The organism is Companilactobacillus huachuanensis, assembly GCF_005404815.1.
GTDB classification, from domain to species: Bacteria; Bacillota; Bacilli; order Lactobacillales; family Lactobacillaceae; genus Companilactobacillus; species Companilactobacillus huachuanensis.
In genome coordinates, this window is the sequence record NZ_BJDF01000002.1 from 16,239 (window position 1) to 37,259 (window position 21,021).

Genomic DNA, 21,021 nt, shown 5'->3' on the forward strand with positions numbered 1-21,021 from the left:
ACCTTCCTCTTATCTTGGAAAATATTTCTTATAATCATTTTGTAAATGTTCCATTGTCACATGGGTGTAAATTTGCGTCGTTGAGAGACTGGAGTGTCCCAGTAGTTCTTGAACTGTCCGCAAATCGGCACCATGATCAAGCATGTGTGTGGCAAATGTATGACGTATCATATGCGGATGTATGTCAGATGTCAAGCTTGTTTTCTTGATTATCTGATCCAAAATATATTCGATTCCACGACTAGTCAAATTATTGCCACGACTATTTACAAAAACATACTCATGATCTTGATGGTTTTTAAGCATCAACGTCTTTCTACCTTGATCAAAATAGGTTTCCAATGCACTTTTAGCATAGCTTCCAAAAGGCACATATCGGTCCTTGTCACCTTTACCATGAATCAAAACTATCTCATTAGAAAAGTCTAGTTGATCTAGTAATAGATTAGCACATTCACTCACTCGCATGCCAGTGGCATAGAGCAATTCTAATAAAGCTGAATTTCTTTGTGAAAGTGGGTCATCCCCTTTAACTGCGTCAAACAATTGGGTCATCTCTTTTTCATAAAAGAAATGAGGCAATTTACGGCCCTTATGACGCAATTGGACTAAATCAAAGGGATTTGCCTTGATGAATTTATTCTTTACTAAGAAGTTGTAAAAAGACCGCAATGCGGAGATTCTACGTGCAATCGTTTCATCTGCATAGTTTTTTTCGTCTAAATATGTCAAATATGTATCGACATCGATTCGCGTCACCTTAGTGAAACCATCAAATCCACCATTTTGGTTTAAAAAAGAAACAAAATTATCTATATCTTCTAAATAAGATTTTTTTGTTTCTTCCGAGTAGCGATGATTAATCATTAAATTATCAACAAATTTATCGATTAATTTTTTTTCTTTCATTACTTTTGAATATCCTCTTCATAATCTCCGTTTGGACAAATTACTTGACGACCACCCTTAACTTTCTTTTCAACTAGGTAATGGCCATCTTTTGGACAATCACGATTAATTGGTTTATCCCATGAAACAAAGTCACAGTCAGGATATCTTGAACAACCAAAGAAAATACGGTTCTTCTTAGATTTTCTTTCAATAACTTGGCCTTTTTTACATTTAGGACAAACAACACCGATTTCCTTAACGATTGGCTTAGTATTACGACAATCTGGAAAACGTGAACAAGCATAGAACTTACCATAACGGCCCATCTTGATAACCATTGGTGCTCCACAGATATCACAATCCATGCCAGCTGGTTCATCTTTGATCTGGACCTTTTCAATTGTATCTTCAGCAGATTCAAGCTCTTTAGCAAAAGGTTTGTAGTAATGGTCAACGACTTTGACCCAATCTTCCTTACCTTCTTCAATCTCATCAAGCTCGTCTTCCAAATGAGCGGTAAAGTCAATATTAACGATATCAGGGAAATAATCTTGAATTAAATTATCAACGATTTCTCCTAATTCAGTTGGTTCAAAACTCTTACCGTTCAATTTGACGTAATAACGACGTTGAATCGTATCAATTGTTGGCGCATAAGTTGATGGACGACCAACACCATTTTCTTCCAAAGCTTTGACTAAGGATGCTTCGGTAAATCTTGCAGGTGGCTGTGTGAAATGTTGAGCCGGATCATTAGTTTGTAGCTGAGCATCGTCACCTTCATTTAGTTCAGGAAGGATGTTGTCCTTCTTTGAAGTGTCTGATGTGCTTTGGTAAACCTTACGGTATCCCTCAAACTTGATTTTTGAACCATTAGCTCTGAACATCACACCATTTTGTGACAAATCAACTGTCATCGTATCAAAAACAGCTGGTGTCATTTGACTGGCAACAAATCTTGACCAAATCAAGCTGTACAAACGGAATTGATCACGACTAAGGATTTCTTTAAGTGAAGCTGGTGTACGGAAAACTGAAGATGGACGGATAGCCTCATGGGCATCTTGTGCACCTTCTTGGTTTTTGTCCTTACGTTCTTTGACAATAGCAAAAGGTTCACCAAACTCTTCATGAATGAACTTAGAAGCTTCTGCTTCGGCTACTTTAGAGATACGCTTGGAATCAGTACGCATATAAGTAATTAAACCAACGGTACCTTCCTTACGACCCAAGTTGATTCCTTCATATAATTGTTGAGCAATCATCATAGTCTTACGAGTCTTGAAGTTTAAACGTTTGTTAGCTTCTTGTTGCAAAGAACTAGTTGTAAACGGTGCGGCAGGCATACGTTTACGTTCTTTTTTTGTGACCTTATCAATGTTAAAATCTTTTTTCTTATCAATTTTACCTAATACTTCTTGAACTTGAGCATTGTCTTTTAACTCAGCTTTCTTACCGTTCAATCCGTAAAAATTAGCTTTAAATTTATCTTTATTATGTTTAAAAACTGATTCAATTGTCCAATATTCTTCAGGTATAAATTTCTTAATGTCATTTTCACGTTCAATTACTAGTTTTAAAGCAATAGATTGAACACGGCCAGCGCTAAGGCCTTTTTTTACTTTAGCCCAAAGGATTGGAGAAATTGAGTAACCCACTAATCGATCTAACACCCGACGTGCTTGTTGAGCATCGACGAGATTCATATCGATTGAACGAGGTGATTTGAAAGCTTGTTTGACGGTATCTTTGGTAATTTCGTTAAATACCACACGATTTTTACCGTCATCTTCAAGACCAAGTAAATGTGAAACATGCCAAGCAATGGCTTCTCCTTCACGATCCGGATCGGCTGCCAGATAAACTCGTTTGGCTTTTTTGGCTTCTTTTTTAAGATCTTTAATAACTGGACCTTTACCACGAATAGAAATGTACTTTGGTTCGTAGTCATGTTCGATGTCGACACCCATCTGACTCTTAGGTAAATCACGAACGTGACCCAAACTGGCAACTACGTGATAATTACGTCCCAAATATTTTTCGATAGTTTTTGCTTTTGAAGGTGATTCAACAATCACCAAATTCTTCTGCTTAGTTGATGGCACGTAAAGGTGCTCCTTTCAAATGGATCAAGTAAAACTGTCAATATATTAATCACAGATTTTTAATTTTGTCAATTGAAAAGAAAATATATCTCTTCAAAATGACGCCTTGATTTTATAAATTATTAAAGTTGATCAGCGGTGTGGCTCCTTCTTCAATTAACCGGTTACAACCAACAGACAAAGGTCGATCGATTGGACCAGGAATCGCCAGAACCTCACGATTATTTTCTAAAGCTAAACTAGCAGTAATTAAAGAACCGCTTCTTTTCCTAGCTTCAGTTATGATAACTTTTTGACTCAAACCCGCAATGATCCGATTTCTTTGGGGGAAATGGAACCGATCAGCGGGCATTTGTGGCGGATATTCACTGATTACCAGACCATTATTCATAATTTGTTGCTGTAAATCAAGATTTTCTGGAGGATAAACCAAATCTAGACCACAGCCAGTGACAGCGATTGTCTGTCCGTGATTCTTCAACGTATGTTGATGCGCAAAAGAATCAACGCCTCTTGCTAAACCGCTCACAATAGTATAACGATTTACTAAACGTGGGACAAGCCCGCCAATGCAACGAAAGCTGTAATCTGTCGCTTTGCGTGCACCAACGATGGCAATACAATCAGTTTTAAGTAAAGCAATCTTTCCTGAAAAAAACAAGAGCGCGGGTGGATTATAAATAGTTCTTAATAGTTGCGGATACTCATCATCCAGATAATTGATTGCCGGTGGTAAAACTTTTGGCAAACGTTCTAATAATAGTAGAAACTGGTTATATTTTCCATGATTCCAAACAGTTTTCAAAAAATTGCACGCCTCAGATTCTAGATTAGCACTATTTATTGAAATTTTAATAATATTTAGCATTATCTGATTGGACATCATGCCAGTCATTCTGCATCTGATTAAGAAATCTGTCAATTTTGTCATAAGAAAAAACATCACTCCCTTGAAATAAAATTACGGAAGTGATGTTCATTTTTAATATAATTTATTAGTTTTTTTAACGGGTGAAAAGCTCAAACGATGGATTTTAGTTCTACCAACAGTATCTAAGGCTTCTAAATGTTCTTTCGTACCATAGCCATCATTTCTTTCGAAGCCAAATTCAGGATAAATATGACTGTACATCGTCATTAGACGATCTCTGGCAACTTTGGCAACAATACTAGCTGCTCCAATACTCAAGGATTTGGAGTCACCTTTGATCAATTTAGTCTGAGGGATGTCAACTGGTATAGTCATTGCGTCAACTAAAATATGGTCAGGTTCTAGATACAAATTATTGATGGAATCAGCCATTGTAAGCTCAGTTGCGTGATAAATATTTTGGGTATCAATCAGATGTGGGCTCCCTACTCCGATACTAATATCAATTGCCTGATCACAAATTTGTTTGTAAAGTTCAGCCCGCTTGTTGCCAGATAACTTTTTAGAGTCATCAACTTCATACAAAGTATTATCGGATGGCAAAATAACCGCTGCTGTAACGACTGGTCCAGCTAACGGTCCTCTACCAACTTCATCAACACCAGCTACGACTGCACCGTTATCCCAATAAGGTTTTTCTAAAAATTCTTTTTGGTGAAAACGGGTGATCAATTCCTGATGTTTGGTCTGTTTTTTATAATATTGCTCTAATAATTTTTTTATTCCATTACGTGGATCTTCTGATAGTTCAGTTAATAATTCACTATCAACTTCGTCAACAGATAGTATCTCCTTAACAGCTTTAACAGTGTACTTATTCTTCATAGAACTCCCCAGGAATATCAAACGTCAGACGACCCAATTTTAATTTGCGGACATCATCAATGATTCGACGAGAAGCTCTATCATAGTCATCCTTGTACCCGAATTTATTAGTCAGGTTCATCAATAACTCGGGAGTAGTGTGATTAAAAATATCGGTATTAGTTAAGCCATAGGCTTCCTGTAATTGGTCCATATAGTGGGTCTCAAGGAAGTTTAGAGCATAAATGGCAACATCATCAGGTGCATAGATTTTATCCTTAATAGCGCCAGACAGAGCCAATTTCATACCAACTTTAGGATCATCGATTTTGGGCCAAAGAATACCTGGAGTATCCAATAAATCGATACCGATATTAGTTTTCAACCAATTCTGATTCTTAGTAACACCAGGCTTATTACCAGTAACAGCCACATTTTTACCTACTAAACGATTCAAAATAGTTGATTTCCCGACATTAGGAATTCCGATACACATGGCCTTGATCTGATAATTCTTGACACCATTACTCTCATAGCGTTCGATCTTGTCAGATAACTCAGATCTGATCAGACTCTTAATTTGACCAAGGCCCTTGTTATGCTTAGCATCCAACTCAATTGAGTTAGTACCTTCTTGTTGAAAATTGATTTTCCAATCCTTGGTAACTTTAGGATCAGCCAAATCAGACTTATTTAAAATAATAATATGTTTCTTTTGATCAATAATTTGTTCCAAAACGGGATTTCTTGATGAGAAAGGCAATCTCGCATCAACAATTTCCAACACAATATCGACTAATTTCAATCGATCTTGTACTTGATTCTTTGCCTTGTTCATATGTCCGGGATACCATTGTAGTGCCATTACCATCACCTATTTCTGTCAATTTATTTTTTATCTATTTCTTGATACTTTTGAAATGCTTCGTCAAAAATCGTCATGCTAGGCAGATACCCGGCATTCAATTCTAAATATTCTGATAACTTTTGATAATTCTGCTCTTGCTTAGGAAAAGATGTATCGTGAAAAGCATTGTTCGCAAATTCTGCTTCTGGTTCGACACTATCCGCATTGCGAAGAGTCATTAAAAACTCATAAAAACTGCGTCTCATATGGACTCCTTCCTACTGGTTATTCGTAATTTTACTATTCATTACTTCAAAGGACAATTTGTTATTTTTCAAATCAATTTTTTTGGCACGAATACCATAGCCGTCTTTAGTAGTAAATTTAGTAAATTTCAACAAAATAGTCTTAGATTTGCCATCAATGCTGACCCATTCCGGAGTTTTAAAACTATTCTTAATATAATTCATTACAAAGGAAATTGGCAATGATAAATCACCAATTTTCATTTCTTTAGCTTGTAAAAGGACATCCCCATTAGTCTTGGCGTATGGTTGCATTAAAATCGTAAAATGAATTTTGGCACCTAAGAAGGCAATAGTTCCCTTTAATTCGGCATCTTTTTTCAAAATCAATTGATAATCAGTTTTGCCATCATTTAAAGTATTCTTCAAGTAGTATTGCGCCATCTTATTTGCTTCTTGCTTATTCATATCAACTGTGAAGACACGTTCATTTTGATTAGGGATGGTTGATGAAACTTGATAATTATCCGATGATGAACTAAAAACTTTCGTACCTACATAACCGAAACCAATGACGATAATTGCTGCTAAAGCGATAAATGCGTATTTCCAATAATTTCTTTTCATGATTATTTGTAAAGCCACTCCTTTGTAGTCCCGTTTACTTTTTCAAAGACTTTGTCTGTCATCATATCATAACCGGTACCATTTGGATGGAAGTGGTCCTTTGTATATAGATATGGATTGCTACCAGTTTTCTTGATTTTCTTAGTGATACCTTTAGGCTGATATAAATCATTAATATCAACAAAGTAAGTGTCATTAACTGTGCTTGCCACTTTTGCTGAGGCTTTATTCCAATTGATAAAGGCTGTTTTGGCGTTTTTGACATTGCTCAAATAAATACTGAACGGATTGTAAATACCAATCAAATAAATTGGGGCATCATTATTATATGCTCTAATATCAGTCAATAATTGTTTTAGTCGCTTGTCGAATTGAACTTGCTCGTCTGCAATATTACCAGCTGTCAAATCTAGTCCTTTACGTTGCAATAAATGCATGAAATCATTACCGCCAACAGTTACTGTGATAATGTCTGCCTTTGGTAGATCCTGATGCATCTTATTGTCAGATTTGATTCTTGCCATAATTTGTTGACTAGTATCACCCGAAACACCGTAGTTATGTGATTCGGTTTTAACTTTATACTTTTTTTGAATCCGTTGAGTCAAGCGAGTAACATACCCGCCACCAACAGATTTGGAATCACCAACACCTTGGGTCAATGAGTCACCGACTGCCACAATACTGATATTCGTCTTCTTAGGAATAACTTTTTTCTTAGGTTTTGTTTTTTTAATCGTTTTTGTTTCAGTAACTTGTTGCTGATTATGATTAACAAAATAGTATGTTCCACCACCAGCAGCAATTACTAAAATAATTAATATTATGATCCAAATATTCTTTTTCTTCATTTATAATCCATCTTTCAAAAAAAAGCTGATGAAATCATCAGCTTTACTCTGTATAAAATTCAATTGCGAAGGCACCTGAACCGGCATGTGTAGCAATTACCGGACTTGTTACACGAATTAATAACGGTACATTCGGTACAATTTCAGCCAACTTCTCCTTGAGTTCGTTCACATAATCCATTTTATCAACGTATGAAATACCAATTGCTTTGATATTTTCTAAGCTCTTGATTTCTTCCATAACATTGTTCATATACTTTTCAATTGTTTTACGGCCACGACCACGTTTAGCGATATCAAGACTATTGTTTTTAACAATCAAAACTAAGTTGATATTTAGAAGTGTTGAGAGTGTTCCAGCAAAACGGCTCAAACGTCCACCACGCAAGATGTTTTCAATACTTGTAACGCCCATGTATAAGTAGGTATGGTCACGTACCTTTTGAACAGCTTCCTTAATTTCAGCAACAGACTTACCCTCTTGCGCCATTTTAGCAGCTTTGATAACTTGGAAACCTTGAGCACGATCAGTAAATTCAGTATCAATTACTTCGAAATTACGATCAGTCATATCAGCCACTTGACGAGCAGCATTAATAGTACCACTGATTGCTGGGGTCATGATCAAAGCTAAAATATCCGTATAGTCTTCTGGGACATCATCAATAACCTTCATAAAAGTACCGATCGATGGTTGAGATGTTTTGGGTAGTTCTTTTGATGAATCCATTTCTTCAACGAATTTTTCTCTTGTAATATCTACGCCATCAGTATAAGTCTTGTCGTCAATACTAATTGTTAAAGGAACAATGCCAATATCATATTTTTCTATTTCTTCTGGTGTTAATTGTACCGATGAATCGGCAAGGATTTTTACTTTACTCATTTTATCCCTCTTTCATAGGGTCTTAATTGTTTCAATTATAACAAACTTATTCTGGGTAAATTACAATTTATTAACTATTTTCATGAATTCCTATAATTATTTTCAAGTTAATATTACATGGTATATGGCGCTTTTGAACTACCAACCGAAAAATTTGAATAGTGGGGTAACATTTATGATTTGATCTGTACTCGAAATATTGATATAAACTTTCAACTTTTAGTTTTGAAAAATAAAAATACTTATTCATTGATAAAATAGTTTGTTTGAATACAATATAGATTTAATAACATAATATTTGAAGGGTGAAAAATCAATCTAGCCATTGCTATCACAGGCTTAGAGTTAATTTATTTAAATAATCAGAAATCTTCATTTTATTCCCGTTATTAAAAAAATAAACTAGTTGGAAGAGCTGAGAGTATTCATTTGCAGCGAAAGTGGCGTTATTGCTTCAGCAATTACACCACCGGGCGCGTTGAAGACTAGCGGGTTTTGCGAGGCTTCAACCGAGGTTCGAGACCGCTTTCTGGCTCGGGCCGTTCCGCGCAGCAATTGAATACTCTCAGCTCTGGAAACGGCATAGTTACCTAAACTTTCAACCTTTAGACATAATATTATCAATCATAATATAATTCAAAATCTAGACCTCAAAAATATCAACAAATACACTATCCGGATGAGTTGAGAAATATTTACGATATTAATTATTGTGCAGTTCCTTAGGTCGTAATATATGTTATTTACGCAATATTGCTATTACATAAAAGGTATATAATAATTAATGAAACTAGTTAAAACAATTGGAGCTTTTAAAATGTCAAAAAAAAGTAATTTCTCAAGAGCATATTTGATTACTGACCAAGTGTTCAGTGCAGTAACTCATGGAATCGGCATCATTTTAGCGATAATCGGATCAGTCTTCCTACTGATTAAAGGTTTCCATCAGGGCAATCCACTCAACATTACAGCTTACTTTATATACGCATTCACACTGTTCTTCTTATACTTGAGTTCAACGCTCTTTCACAGTTTGTATTTCACTCGAGCCAAAAAGGTTTTTCAAATCTTTGACCACAGTTCGATTTTTCTTATGATTGCTGGAACCTATACACCATACTGTCTAATTGCCCTACATTCAGCTTTTGGATACAGTATATTGGCTTTCATCTGGCTCTTAGCAATTGGTGGAATTCTTTATAAAATTTTCAATGTGGGACGTTTTAAGTATTTTGAAACTCTGCTATATGTCTTGATGGGATGGGCCATTATTATTGCAATGAAACCACTCTATCAGGCTATCGGTGGAACGGGCATCGCGCTACTTGTTGCTGGTGGTATCGCCTTTACATTAGGAGCTTGTCTATACTTGATGAAAAATCTCAAATATATTCACGTGATTTGGCACATTTTCGTCATGATTGGTACAGCATTGATGTACTTTTCAGTTTACTTATTTGTTGTTTAACAAACAGTGTAAAATGTAAATTTCTAAATTTTTTGATAAGTCTCGAAGGTATATGGATAGATATTTTTATCATCCACGATACCTTCTTTTTTTTCAATTAAGTTAAATTTGTTGTAATCGATTTCAACCATTTTGGTATCACCATTGAACTCATGATTTATCTTGGTCAGATACAATCGGTCTACATCATCGGCAAAAATCTTAAAAATTCCTTCGCCACCGATAATCATTACCTCTTCGTCTGATTTTACATACTGTGATAATTGGCTCTTATTAGCCAACAATACAACAGAATCTGGAACTTGATAATTAGGATTACGCGAAATAACGATATTCAACCGGTTTGGCAACGGTCCATTAGGAAAGCTTTCATAAGTCTTCCTACCCATGACGATTGGATGTCCCATTGTAACGTCTTTGAATCGTTTCATATCATTAGGTAACTTCCAAGGTAAATGACCATTTTTCCCGATAATATGGTTTTTATCTTCAGCCCAAACAAAACTTATCATTTTATTCTCCTAGACGGCAACTGGTGCTTTAATAGCAGGTTGCGGATTATAATCAGTAACACGAATGTCCTTGGCATCAATTTCAAAAATACTCTTGTCACTGTTGATTTCAAGTTGCGGACCCATTACCGGTATCCGGCTGAGTTGTGTCTTAACTTGTTCAATATGATTGGAATAAATATGGGCATCACCCAATGTATGAACGAATTCCCCAACTTCCAAACCAGTTTCACGAGCAATCAAATGAGTTAATAGAGCATAACTGGCAATGTTAAAGGGAACCCCCAAAAATAAATCCCCACTTCTTTGATATAACTGACAAGAGAGTTTGCCATCGTTGACATAAAATTGAAACAACGTATGACATGGAGGTAAAGCCATTGTTGGTACGTCCTCCGGATTCCAAGCACTGACAATCAGACGTCTCGAATCAGGAGTCTTTTTGATCTGTTCAATAACATTCTTGATTTGATCAATCACACCACCGTCACGCTTTTGCCAATGACGCCATTGTGCACCGTAAACATCCCCTAAATTACCGAATTTTTCAGCAAATTCAGGATTATTTAAAATACTGTCATCAAACTTACTTTTTTCCATCTTGTACGCTTGATCAAACTCATCATCGATTAAACTGCGGCGACCAAAATCAGTCATATCTGGACCTTGATAATCGTTACTCTCAATATAATTTTTAAAAGCCCATTCATCCCAAATATGGTTGTTATGTTCTAACAAATACTTGATATTAGTATCGCCATGCAAAAACCATAACAACTCACTCTTAATTAGACCAAAAGGAATTTTCTTTGTTGTCAATAGTGGAAACGACTCCTGCAAATCAAAACGCATTTGATAACCGAAAGTACTAATCGTACCAGTTCCAGTCCGATCACTCTTTTTGTGACCGTGTTCTAAAACATATTTCAATAAATCCAAATATTGTTGTTCATTATGCATGATCATTCTCCTAAATAAATTGACCTAAGTATTCCCAACGATCCATCAACTTGTCAGACTCAGCAGTCTTTTCATCAAGTTCTCTTTGGAAATCCATCAGTTTTTCATAATCATTCGATGAATCATTCAATTGTTGCTTCAATTCAGCCAATTCATCGTCAAGCTTCTCGATTTTAGGTTCCAATTTGTCAAATTCCATCTGTTCAGCATAAGTTAATTTCTTCTTAGGCTCTGACTTTTGAGTAGCTACTTCTCGTTGTTTTACTTCTTCATGTTTTTGAGCTTTATCTTCATGGTGCTTAGCTTGTTTAGCTGCAGTTTCTTTTTGTAAATAACCTGAGTACGAATCATAACTTTCTTGAATCTCACCTTGACCTTCAAAAATCAACAACTTACCGGCGACTTTATCAAGAAAATATCGATCATGGGAGACAGCCATAACTGTTCCCTTGAAACTTTCTAGATAGTTCTCCAAAATCGTCAATGTTTCAATATCCAAGTTATTTGTTGGCTCATCAAGCAATAAGACATTAGGTTGATCCATTAAAATAGCCAACAGATACAATCGACGTTTTTCACCACCAGATAATTCTCTGACAAAGGCACCCTGCATTTGATGATCAAACTTAAATGTATCAAGCATTTGTGAAGCAGACATGTGGGACCCATCGTTATTCTGAACACCTTGACCGATTGATTCCAAGTAACGAATAACTCGTTTTTCGGGATCCATATCACGAGTATGTTGCGTATAATAGCCAATTTTAACTGTTTGACCAGTCTTAATTTCACCAGAATCAAGCGGAATCTTTTGAACAATCGTATTCAAAAATGTTGTTTTACCAGAACCATTAGCACCAGTAATACCGATTCGATCACCACGTGACACTAAGTAGTTGAAATCATTTAAAATAACATGTTTATCAAATTTAAGAGAAGCATCCTTGATATCAAAGACATCATTACCAAGACGTTGTTGGGCAATATCAATTGACATTTCCTTTTGAACATCAGGTTTATCCTGCAAATCCTCTTTCAAATCGGTAAAACGGTCTTTTCTAGCTTGTTGCTTAGTTCCTCGAGCCTTAACACCGGCACGCATCCAGTTTAATTCTTGTTTATAGAGTTGAGTCTTGTGATGTTGGACTGAAGCGTAAATTTCTTCATTATCAGCCTTTTGTTGCAAATACTTCTCATAATTACCGTCGTACTCAGTAACATTACGATTTTCTAATTCAAAAATTCTGGTTGCGACCTCATTCAAAAAATAACGATCATGGGTTACGAATAAAACAGAACCCTTGTATCTGCTCAAATAAGTTTGGAGCCAATCAATAGCTTCATAATCCAAGTGGTTCGTTGGTTCGTCCAAAATTAATAAATCAGCTTCAGAAATCAAGGTTTGCGCCAGTGCAACACGACGTTGCTGACCACCAGATAATTCACTGATTTTTTTCTCTAATTCAGTGATACCCAATTTGTTTAAAATTGATTTAACATCTGATTCCATCTGCCAAGCTTCAGCCGCATTCATTCTTTCTTGCAACTTGAAAAATTCTTTTTGAATCCTCTCATCGGTTGAATTCATGTTGAACTGAGCGAGTGAACTTTCATATTGACGAATTAATTGAAACTTCTCACCACTTCCATTAAACACAGCATCAATGACGGTCGAATTTTCATCGAGATCAGGTTGCTGTCTAAGGTAGGAAATCTTATAATCCTTAGGCTTTTCCATGCCAATAGTATTAAGATCACTATTATTAACAATTCCATCAAGCAGCGTTGTTTTTCCGGTTCCATTCAATCCTAGCAAACCGATTCGGTCGCCTTCATTGATCGTAAAAGTTACGTCGGTGAAAAGTGTTCTGTCACCGAATGATTTTGATGCATTTGAGATATTTAAGGTTTTCAATTATTTCACCACGTATAAATAAAAAATTCCTCTACCCATGTAGATAGAGGTATATGTCCTGTCTTTCCTTCTTATTATCACATTCTATTAGTATTCTTTCAACTGATTGGGCGCGTAATACAACTGCTGTTGACCACCAAATCTTATTAAAATTCGGTCACGCTTTTTATCAAAATAAACTACTACCCCAATTTGGTTTTTCATAGCATCAGCTTCATCAATCACCGTTACCATCATTCCAATTTTAAAATTCATATTTTTACCTTCCTCAAGAAAATACGGGACTTAGTTAAGATTAATTAACTAATATCCCGTATTTTAATAATTAAAGAGTTTCCTTGAATATGTCATAAACTGTATTTTCTGGATCAATTGAAATATAAAGTTCGCCGTTCTTGCTAGAAATTGCTGAAGATTGATAAGCATTATCCAAACCTTCAACATCCTTTTGTTTGAATGGGAAGTAGATTTGCATTGGTTCCTTATCTTGCTCATCCTCAAAGACAATATCACATTTTTCAATATCTTGATATTTAATGACCCGGTTGAACATACCATCGGCCATAGCAGCTGTTGAAACGTCAGTATCTTTGATGTAGTCGGCATCTGGCAGAATTTCAATTCTAAAACGTTTACATGGGTGAATCTCTTGCATACGTCCACCATGAATTCGGCCATAACTTGTTGTGACACGAGCAATCCAAATATCTCTCATTTCACTGTGGCTAACTGTCCAAGTATCATCATTTCGAAAGTAGAATTTAAGTTCTTTAAAAACATGTTTAGTCATATTATCACCCTTTCAAATCCTAAAATACTTACTGTTTTCATGATACCACAGCATTATTGATTACTTAACAAATAATGTCTTAAATCATCGAAATTATTGGAAACGTTTCCTTCCACGACAGCACGCTCAATTTGCGACATTGACTTACCGATAATTGGACCTGGTTTGACACCTAAAATTTCACAAATATCCTTGCCGGTAAGTGCCAAATCATGACTATTTTTTATTGAAATCTGATCAATTTGTGTTTGCAAAGATGTGTAATCAAATTCAATCAAAAACATTTGACACAACTGGATTGTTCTCGGAAGGTTATCAATACCTAATTTATAAATATTCCACAAATCATAGTCTTGATTTTCAAACAAATGTAATAAATTTAAAGTATTCAGACTTGCTTCACGTGTTTTATTAGAAACTTTCCAGTTACGCAACAATTTATTGAATTCTTGATGATTCAAACTTAAAACATAGCCTATAGCACTCCAAACAGCGTCTTCGTCAATAAAATGCTGCCCCTTCGAATCAAGCAACTCTTCCAGTTCCATTTTTTGACCTTTGAAATCAGGACAATATTCGCTCAAGCCCAAATCTAAAAAGTTTGAGAAACCATTTTGCCAAGAATTGCTTAGCATCAATTTGACGAATTCTTCACGAATCCGTTCAACAGCAATTTTCTCTAACAATGGGGCATTGTCAGCAATTGCTTGTGCCGTCTTTTCTTCAATTTTAAAATCCAACTGTGCTTGAAAACGAACTGCACGCATCATTCTCAGAGCATCTTCATGGAAACGTTCCTCAGCCTTACCAACCGCTCTGATTACATGGTGATCTAAATCCGTTAACCCATCGAATTGATCGATAACCTCTCCATTGCGGTCAACAGCAAGTGCGTTAATTGTGAAATCACGTCGTTTCAAATCATCATTTAATGAACGAACAAAGGTTACTTTATCCGGACGACGATAATCTTGATAGCCAGATTCTGTTCTAAAAGTTGTGATTTCATACGAATCATCCCCCATTAAAACAGTGACCGTCCCATGTTGAATTCCCGTATCAACTGTTCGTTTGAAAATCTCTTTAATTTCTTCAGGGTAAGCACTCGTAGCAATATCAACATCATGAATCGGCAAACCTAAAATGTGATCGCGCACACTTCCTCCAACAAAATAAGCCTCATAGCCGGCTTGTTCAATTTCTTCTAGAACTGGTAATGCCTTAATAAAATCCTCAGGAAGTTGTTTGATTTGCATATTCTTACCTCACAATTTAAAAAATAAAAGTCTTTTTACATTATATACCAACTGGAGGTTGAAAGGAGCAAACGGCATATAACCATAACTGTAGCAAAAACAACTGTGATTTATTTCAGGTAATTATCTTTTTGATAGGACAAAATGGCCAAAACGTTGAAAACTAGCAATTATTTGTGTTTGAACGGTGCATGGTTTAATAAAGATAGATATAATAGAATAAATAAGGATGTGAAAGAATATCAGATAAGAAAGCGCTTCAAAAACAAATCGGGGTTCTGATATTCGTTAGATATGGTAGATATTATACTTTTGATCTCACTTATCGGCATTTGGATCGGTGCTATTTGTAGCCTTGACTGGTTAACATTCTCTGCGCTTCTTCTTAATTCAATCGTCTTTCTGATTAGTATGGTTGCTGGTAGGGATAAGAAATGATTGTGTCAGAGAACAGAACAAAATACGTTCTACGCTAAAGAAGGTTGAAGGCATAGTTAATTATGCTGTTTCCAGAACTGAGAGTATTTTTTTAATAGGAGCGATAAAATGATAACCTCCGATTATTTAAATAAACTAGCTCTAGTCCTGTAACAACAATAGTTATATTAATTTTTAACCTCTCAACTTTTAGTAATTAATGTAAATAGGGCCCGCAATCTAAATATCTTTAGATTGCGGGCCCTATTTATTTTTAACAGAAAATATTTAAAATCATTACTCAAAAATGCTTTCATCAACAAAATCAGTATCGTCAACATCTACATTATTTATCACATTATATCCTTCATAGAGACATCTTGTTTCAGTTCCAATTGTGCCGTCGTCATCAATTGTAATGATGTCATAATATGTCGCATCATAAATGTAATGTTTGTGTTCATCGTCACAGTTAATATGGTAAGCACTTGAATCGGTGGAATGTAGCAAAATACCATTGCGTACAAATGATGTTTCAAAATGAATATGCCCTGAGAAGACAGCCCTCACCGGACTGTCTTTTATTATCTGCATTAACTCATCGCTCTCTTGCAAAATACTGTAACGCATATGATGAATGGATGGACCATCAATGGGATGGTGTAGAAAAATCATTGAATCCTTCGGATCATCAAGTAAATGATCCTTCAACCAGTCTAATTGTTCTTGTCCAAGATAGCCTTGCTCATAATTGTAAAATTTGCTATCGAGAAAATAAATATTAATGTTGGGAGTCTCTTGTAAATAATAATATTTATCACGTGGTTTCGCTTTTAGATAACCCTCAAAAAATGGCGTAGTTCTGTCATGATTCCCTAAAACAACTTGAATCGGGATATCTAGCAAATTTCGATAATATTCAATTAATTGTGAAAGCTTATCATAATCATCAGTCGTACCTTCATGAATCAAATCACCTGTAATTGCAATCAAATCCGGCTTCTCTGGCATCTTATTGATGTCGATAAAGATATTATCTAACTTTTCGCACGGATCAATTTCTTGATTATTAGCCGCATCTGCTCCAATTGGAGTCAAATGGGTATCTGTAATTTGAATTATCTTATATTTACTCATAATTTCCCCAATATAAATTTTTTTCGGTAGTTAAATCAAATAGGATACTTGTCGTTTGTTCTAGGGTCACAAAGATTTTTTCATTAACTTTAAATTCATTGTTATTAACAATGGCCTTTAAATGATGACTATTTTCCATTACCAAAAGAAGTTGAACAAAACGTCCATAATCAATAATGTTTTCTACGGTTACCGTAAAACTCAAGTCAGTTTGTTTAGTCTTTGAGCAACGTAAACTTTCTGGTCGTATCCCTAGGTAATAACTGTCTGCTCCCAAGCCAGGTTTTTGTATCTGCATGATTGGTGTCTCGTCCAATACAAGCTGATTACTTTTTAAAGAAACCTCAATAACGTTAATTTGTGGCGTTCCAATGAACTTAGCCACAAATAGATTTGTTGGTTGATTATAAATGTTCTCTGGAATATCGATCATTTGAATAATACCTTGGTTCATGACTGCGATTCGATCACCCAATGCCATAGCTTCCAATTGATCATGGGTTACATAGACAATTGTTTGATTATTAGTTACATGTAACTTTTGGATTTCATCACGAGCCTTTTCACGTAATTGAACATCAATATTGGAAAGTGGTTCATCCAGAAGAAAAATTTTACTTTTTTTAACCATCCCTCGGCCAACGGCAACACGTTGTTTCTGACCGCCGGATAATTGAGAAGGTAAACGATCTCTATATTTCGTCAAATTAAGTGTATCTAAAACATTTTCAATTAGTTTTGTTCGATTCTTTGAAGGAACTTTATGCACTTTTAAGGCATATTCCAAATTTTGATAGACTGTCATATTTGGATAGAGTGCGTAGTCTTGAAAAACCATAGCAATCGTATGGCCATCATCCTTAGTCTGATTTCGATCCTGACTATCAATCAAAACCTTACCTGAACTTGGTTCCTCTAAACCAGCAATCATCCGTAAAGTTGTAGACTTACCGCAACCAGATGGACCCAATAATACTAAAAACTCACCAGCATTAACGAAGAGATCAAGTCCATCGATGATAGTATTTTTTTTGAAATTCTTGGAAATACCTTTTAATTCAATTGTTGCATTGCTTTCGCTCATAAATTTCTCCTATTTCAAACCACTATTGCTAATGCTATTAAGAATATATTTTTGAAAAATTAAATAAATGATCAATGGTAAAACCACCATTATCGTTGACAAAGCCATTGCTAGTGGGAAATTTGTACCACCTTCACTAGAAATGTAGTTTTGTAATGCCAATGGCAAAGTAAAACTTGATTTATCTTTTAAAATCAAAGTTGGCCAGACATATTCATTCCAAGAATTGATGAAGAATATTGCTCCAACACTGACAATACTTGGTTTCAAAATAGGCACAACAATATTGAAAAATATTTTTCGATTTGGAATATTGTCAATTTTAGCCGCGTCGATCAAACTATTGGGAATCTTCTCCATTGTCTTTAAGAAGATCATAATTCCGGTTGCATCACATAATTGTGGCAGTGCTACGCCAATGATATTATTCAAAAGATTTAGCTTGGAAATCACCAAATAATTAGGAATCATAACGATGGTGAACGGAACGAAGATTGTTGAGACAAATATCAAATAAATCAACATTTTACCTTTGAACTGATAGCTTCTAAAAGCGTACGCGGTTAGTAATCCCGTCAATAATTTACCAACTGTCACCATCGTCGCCATCAAAAAGGTATTCCAAGTTAAGCCAAGTAAATTTACCTGTTTATTTAACAATGAATAATTCTCAAAAGTTGGATGTAATGGAATTAAATTTAACATTGTTCCATACGAATCACGCAACGTTTTAAAAGAATTAGAAACCATGAATAAAATAGGGAAAATAGCTCCCAAAATGATTATTATCAAGAGTACATGCCATAAATTAAGTTTCTTTTTAAGCATAATTTTTAGCCTTCCTCTCTACAAAACGGATTTCAATGAACAGCAATATCAAAAAAATTACAAAAGTTACGATTGCTAAAGCCGATGAAGTTCCTGTTTTATATAAGACAAAAGCATTCAAATATGTTTGATAAATCATATTTGATGAACCGTAGTATGGACCACCTGTCGTAATCACATTTATCGGTGTGAAGACATACTGCAATCCTTGTACAATGGTCAGAATTAAAACATAAATTGCGATTCCTTGGTTCATGGGTAAAATAACATTCCAAATCAAACGCCATTTAGGAATTCCATCCACTTTGGCCGCATCAATAATGTTCTTTGGAATTGATCCTAATCCAGTTAATAAGAGGATGAAATTATAGCCAAAAACTTTCCAGTTCGTAATAAAGCAAATCACGGTAATCGCCAAAATACCTGAGTTCGACCAATTAGGCATCGAAATACCAACGTTTTTTAAAACATACGCTAATGGTCCCGATACAGGATTTAAAATCCAAGTGAAAACCATGGCTCCAACTACTAAAGAAAATAGACTTGGTATGAAGAACAAGACTTTGTAAGCCCCTTGCATTTTGCTAATAAAAAACTTAACAATCAGCGAAATGAAGTATGGAAACAAAAAGTTCAATACTACCAAGAACACGATATATATTAACGTATTCAAAATAACTTTTTGATTTACCGGATCAGTAAAAACTTCTAGATAATTTCTCATTCCCACAAATTCTTTTGTTGGAGCAATCAGATTCCAATCAAAGAAACTTAAATAAAAAGTATACAAAATTGGTACGATTAGAAAAACTATCAATAAAATGGCTGTCGGTAATAAATACAAAAATGGTAAAAATTTCTTATTTTTGTTCTGCATTGATTTTATCCTGTGCTGCTCCCAAGGTAGACTTGACATCACTTCCAGATAAAATTTTATCTCTTGCATCAATCATAGCTTGTTCGGCTTGTAGACCCTTTTTAGGGAATGAAGTCCATGGAACAGCATTATCTAGTGTCTTAACAGCTGGATCAAGCATTGGGTTTTCTTTGACATAATCTTTAAAGGCTGATGATTCTAGAGCTACCTTAGTTGGTGGTAAGTAACCAGTTCCCTTGCTCCAAGTAACAGCAGCATCTGCCTTATACATCCACTTCTCAAATTCCCAAGCGGCTTTTTGTTGTTCTGAATCTTGTGCAGTGATTGCTAACATTGAGCCACCAACTGGTACAACTGTTTTATGACCTTCAAAATGTGGTGCAGCAATTGCTGAGGCATTAAAACTAGCACTCTTCTTGATATGTGATGCTTGAGCAATAGTAGTAAACGCCATAGCAACATCACCCTTAACAAATGAATCCATACCTTGTGCCCATGGAGTATGTAGAGCTAATTTTGAAGTAACCATTTCCTGATAATACTTGTAAGCTCCGACACCGTTATCACTCGCAAAAGCAGCCTTGCCACCCTTTTGAATGTCTGCACCATGACTTAGCATGATTCCTTGTTGAGCCCATGTGTCTCCAGGTTCTTGAATATAAAGACCATACTTACCTGATTGGTCATGAATCTTCTTAGAAGCTTCTTTAATACCTTCCCATGTTGACAATGAATCTTCCTTGATGTTGTACTTACTCAAAATGTCTTTATTAATAAATAACACAGGAGTACTCAATGAATATGGCAAACCAACCAGTTTACCTTTGCTATCCTTAGCAAATGAAAGAGTCCTCTTAGTAAAGTTGCCGTCAATAAATTTGTTGTTCCCGTCAAATTTCTTAGCAGCATCTGTTGGTGTCATATATTTGAAATTACTAGCGAAGTAATTGTCATAAGCCCATCCAACTTGAGTAATATCTGGGACCTTGCCTGAGGCCTGTGCTGATTGCAAGTTTTGCATCAAACCTTTATACATATCCGGATTATATTTAGCTGTTACCTTAATATTCTTATGCGTATCATTGAATTTTTTAACTAAGTCGTCAACGGCAGCCCCACCCTGAGTTTGTGCATTGACGTGCCAATATGTAATGTGTTTAACGGTCGACGCAGAAGTCTTTTTTCCGCATCCGGCAAAGACAACTGCCATCGCCATTATCCCCAACATTAAAAGAATCTTTTTAAGCTTACTATTTTTCACTGTAATTCCTCCCTTATTCATAGAAATAATCATATAGAGAAACTGTATAAAAAAAGTATATTTAATGTTTAGAAAGTGAAAAGTTTCTGTAAACAATCTTTACAAATAATCGTTTTTTATCATTCGATGCTAGTTAAATATTCCGTCTCTAAATCTGATAGTTTTTCTTTAAAAATCAGCTTCTAACTAAAACAGTACATATTCTTTTAACTAAAGATTGAAAGAATAACATTGGATACGATTGTTGATTTAACGTTGAAATTCTTAATTTGCAAGCACAAAAAAATCTGAGTGCAGCTCTTTATAAAGTTGCACTCAGACTTTAACCA

At 35.3% G+C, this 21,021-nt stretch carries 21 protein-coding genes; 1 reads left to right on the forward strand and 20 read right to left on the reverse strand.

Translation table 11 applies throughout. The annotated features are described in order from the left end of the window. Positions 1-9 precede the first annotated feature (9 nt). From xerC to fakB, 9 genes are all read right to left on the reverse strand, one after another. On the reverse strand, positions 10-909 hold the full coding sequence (gene xerC / locus FFM71_RS01240) for a tyrosine recombinase XerC (RefSeq protein ID WP_137610374.1): 900 nt from the start codon (positions 907-909) through the stop codon (positions 10-12). Further along, entirely contained in the window at positions 909-2,996 is a 2,088-nt protein-coding gene (gene topA / locus FFM71_RS01245; RefSeq protein ID WP_137610375.1) for a type I DNA topoisomerase, read from the reverse strand. Before topA ends, xerC begins: the two co-directional genes overlap by 1 nt. A 112-nt stretch (positions 2,997-3,108) precedes the next feature. Next, positions 3,109-3,927, reverse strand: a complete 819-nt coding sequence (gene dprA / locus FFM71_RS01250) for a DNA-processing protein DprA (protein WP_137610376.1) — start codon at positions 3,925-3,927, stop codon at positions 3,109-3,111. A gap of 51 nt (positions 3,928-3,978) precedes the next feature. Beyond that, complete coding sequence (gene rnhB / locus FFM71_RS01255; RefSeq protein ID WP_137610377.1) at positions 3,979-4,752, reverse strand: ribonuclease HII; 774 nt, start codon at positions 4,750-4,752, stop codon at positions 3,979-3,981. Beyond that, positions 4,742-5,596 carry a ribosome biogenesis GTPase YlqF gene (ylqF, locus tag FFM71_RS01260; RefSeq protein WP_137610378.1) on the reverse strand — a complete coding sequence of 285 codons (855 nt, stop codon included), beginning with the start codon at positions 5,594-5,596 and terminating at the stop codon, positions 4,742-4,744. The genes rnhB and ylqF overlap by 11 nt, the downstream gene beginning before the upstream one ends. Positions 5,597-5,619: 23 nt before the next feature. Further along, the gene (locus FFM71_RS01265) at positions 5,620-5,844 is read right to left on the reverse strand and encodes a YozE family protein (RefSeq protein ID WP_137610379.1); all 225 of its coding nucleotides are present in this window, start codon (positions 5,842-5,844) and stop codon (positions 5,620-5,622) included. A gap of 12 nt (positions 5,845-5,856) precedes the next feature. Then, positions 5,857-6,450 (reverse strand): YpmS family protein, encoded by a 594-nt coding sequence (locus tag FFM71_RS01270; RefSeq protein WP_223876450.1) that lies wholly within the window; start codon positions 6,448-6,450, stop codon positions 5,857-5,859. A gap of 2 nt (positions 6,451-6,452) precedes the next feature. Further along, positions 6,453-7,301, reverse strand: coding sequence for a DUF459 domain-containing protein (locus FFM71_RS01275; RefSeq protein ID WP_137610381.1), 849 nt, complete (start codon positions 7,299-7,301; stop codon positions 6,453-6,455). Between the two features lie 43 nt (positions 7,302-7,344). Then, positions 7,345-8,187: a DegV family protein gene (gene fakB / locus FFM71_RS01280; protein WP_137610382.1), complete on the reverse strand. Its 843-nt coding sequence runs from the start codon at positions 8,185-8,187 to the stop codon at positions 7,345-7,347. A gap of 817 nt (positions 8,188-9,004) precedes the next feature. Between fakB and trhA the strand changes: the two genes are divergently transcribed. Beyond that, the gene (trhA, locus tag FFM71_RS01285) at positions 9,005-9,655 is read left to right on the forward strand and encodes a PAQR family membrane homeostasis protein TrhA (protein ID WP_137610383.1); all 651 of its coding nucleotides are present in this window, start codon (positions 9,005-9,007) and stop codon (positions 9,653-9,655) included. Between the two features lie 23 nt (positions 9,656-9,678). Here trhA and FFM71_RS01290 read toward each other — a convergent pair whose 3' ends face one another. The 11 genes from FFM71_RS01290 to FFM71_RS01335 all read right to left on the reverse strand — a co-directional run bounded on the left by FFM71_RS01290 (position 9,679) and on the right by FFM71_RS01335 (position 20,692). Next, complete coding sequence (locus FFM71_RS01290; RefSeq protein ID WP_137610384.1) at positions 9,679-10,167, reverse strand: dihydrofolate reductase; 489 nt, start codon at positions 10,165-10,167, stop codon at positions 9,679-9,681. 9 nt (positions 10,168-10,176) lie between these two features. Beyond that, the gene (locus tag FFM71_RS01295) at positions 10,177-11,133 is read right to left on the reverse strand and encodes a thymidylate synthase (protein WP_137610385.1); all 957 of its coding nucleotides are present in this window, start codon (positions 11,131-11,133) and stop codon (positions 10,177-10,179) included. Between the two features lie 4 nt (positions 11,134-11,137). Then, positions 11,138-13,042 carry an ABC-F family ATP-binding cassette domain-containing protein gene (locus FFM71_RS01300; RefSeq protein WP_137610386.1) on the reverse strand — a complete coding sequence of 635 codons (1,905 nt, stop codon included), beginning with the start codon at positions 13,040-13,042 and terminating at the stop codon, positions 11,138-11,140. An 87-nt stretch (positions 13,043-13,129) separates the two neighbouring features. Beyond that, complete coding sequence (locus FFM71_RS13340; protein ID WP_171000431.1) at positions 13,130-13,297, reverse strand: hypothetical protein; 168 nt, start codon at positions 13,295-13,297, stop codon at positions 13,130-13,132. A 70-nt stretch (positions 13,298-13,367) separates the two neighbouring features. Then, entirely contained in the window at positions 13,368-13,832 is a 465-nt protein-coding gene (locus tag FFM71_RS01305; protein ID WP_137610387.1) for a hypothetical protein, read from the reverse strand. Between the two features lie 53 nt (positions 13,833-13,885). Next, positions 13,886-15,088 carry a CCA tRNA nucleotidyltransferase gene (locus FFM71_RS01310; protein ID WP_137610388.1) on the reverse strand — a complete coding sequence of 401 codons (1,203 nt, stop codon included), beginning with the start codon at positions 15,086-15,088 and terminating at the stop codon, positions 13,886-13,888. 714 nt (positions 15,089-15,802) lie between these two features. After that, on the reverse strand, positions 15,803-16,642 hold the full coding sequence (locus FFM71_RS01315) for a metallophosphoesterase family protein (protein ID WP_137610389.1): 840 nt from the start codon (positions 16,640-16,642) through the stop codon (positions 15,803-15,805). Beyond that, entirely contained in the window at positions 16,635-17,726 is a 1,092-nt protein-coding gene (locus FFM71_RS01320; RefSeq protein ID WP_137610390.1) for an ABC transporter ATP-binding protein, read from the reverse strand. The genes FFM71_RS01315 and FFM71_RS01320 overlap by 8 nt, the downstream gene beginning before the upstream one ends. Positions 17,727-17,735: 9 nt before the next feature. Continuing rightward, entirely contained in the window at positions 17,736-18,554 is an 819-nt protein-coding gene (locus FFM71_RS01325; RefSeq protein ID WP_137610391.1) for a carbohydrate ABC transporter permease, read from the reverse strand. Continuing rightward, positions 18,547-19,431 carry a carbohydrate ABC transporter permease gene (locus FFM71_RS01330; protein ID WP_137610392.1) on the reverse strand — a complete coding sequence of 295 codons (885 nt, stop codon included), beginning with the start codon at positions 19,429-19,431 and terminating at the stop codon, positions 18,547-18,549. Before FFM71_RS01330 ends, FFM71_RS01325 begins: the two co-directional genes overlap by 8 nt. Beyond that, on the reverse strand, positions 19,415-20,692 hold the full coding sequence (locus FFM71_RS01335; protein WP_137610393.1) for an ABC transporter substrate-binding protein: 1,278 nt from the start codon (positions 20,690-20,692) through the stop codon (positions 19,415-19,417). Before FFM71_RS01335 ends, FFM71_RS01330 begins: the two co-directional genes overlap by 17 nt. Positions 20,693-21,021 lie beyond the last annotated feature (329 nt).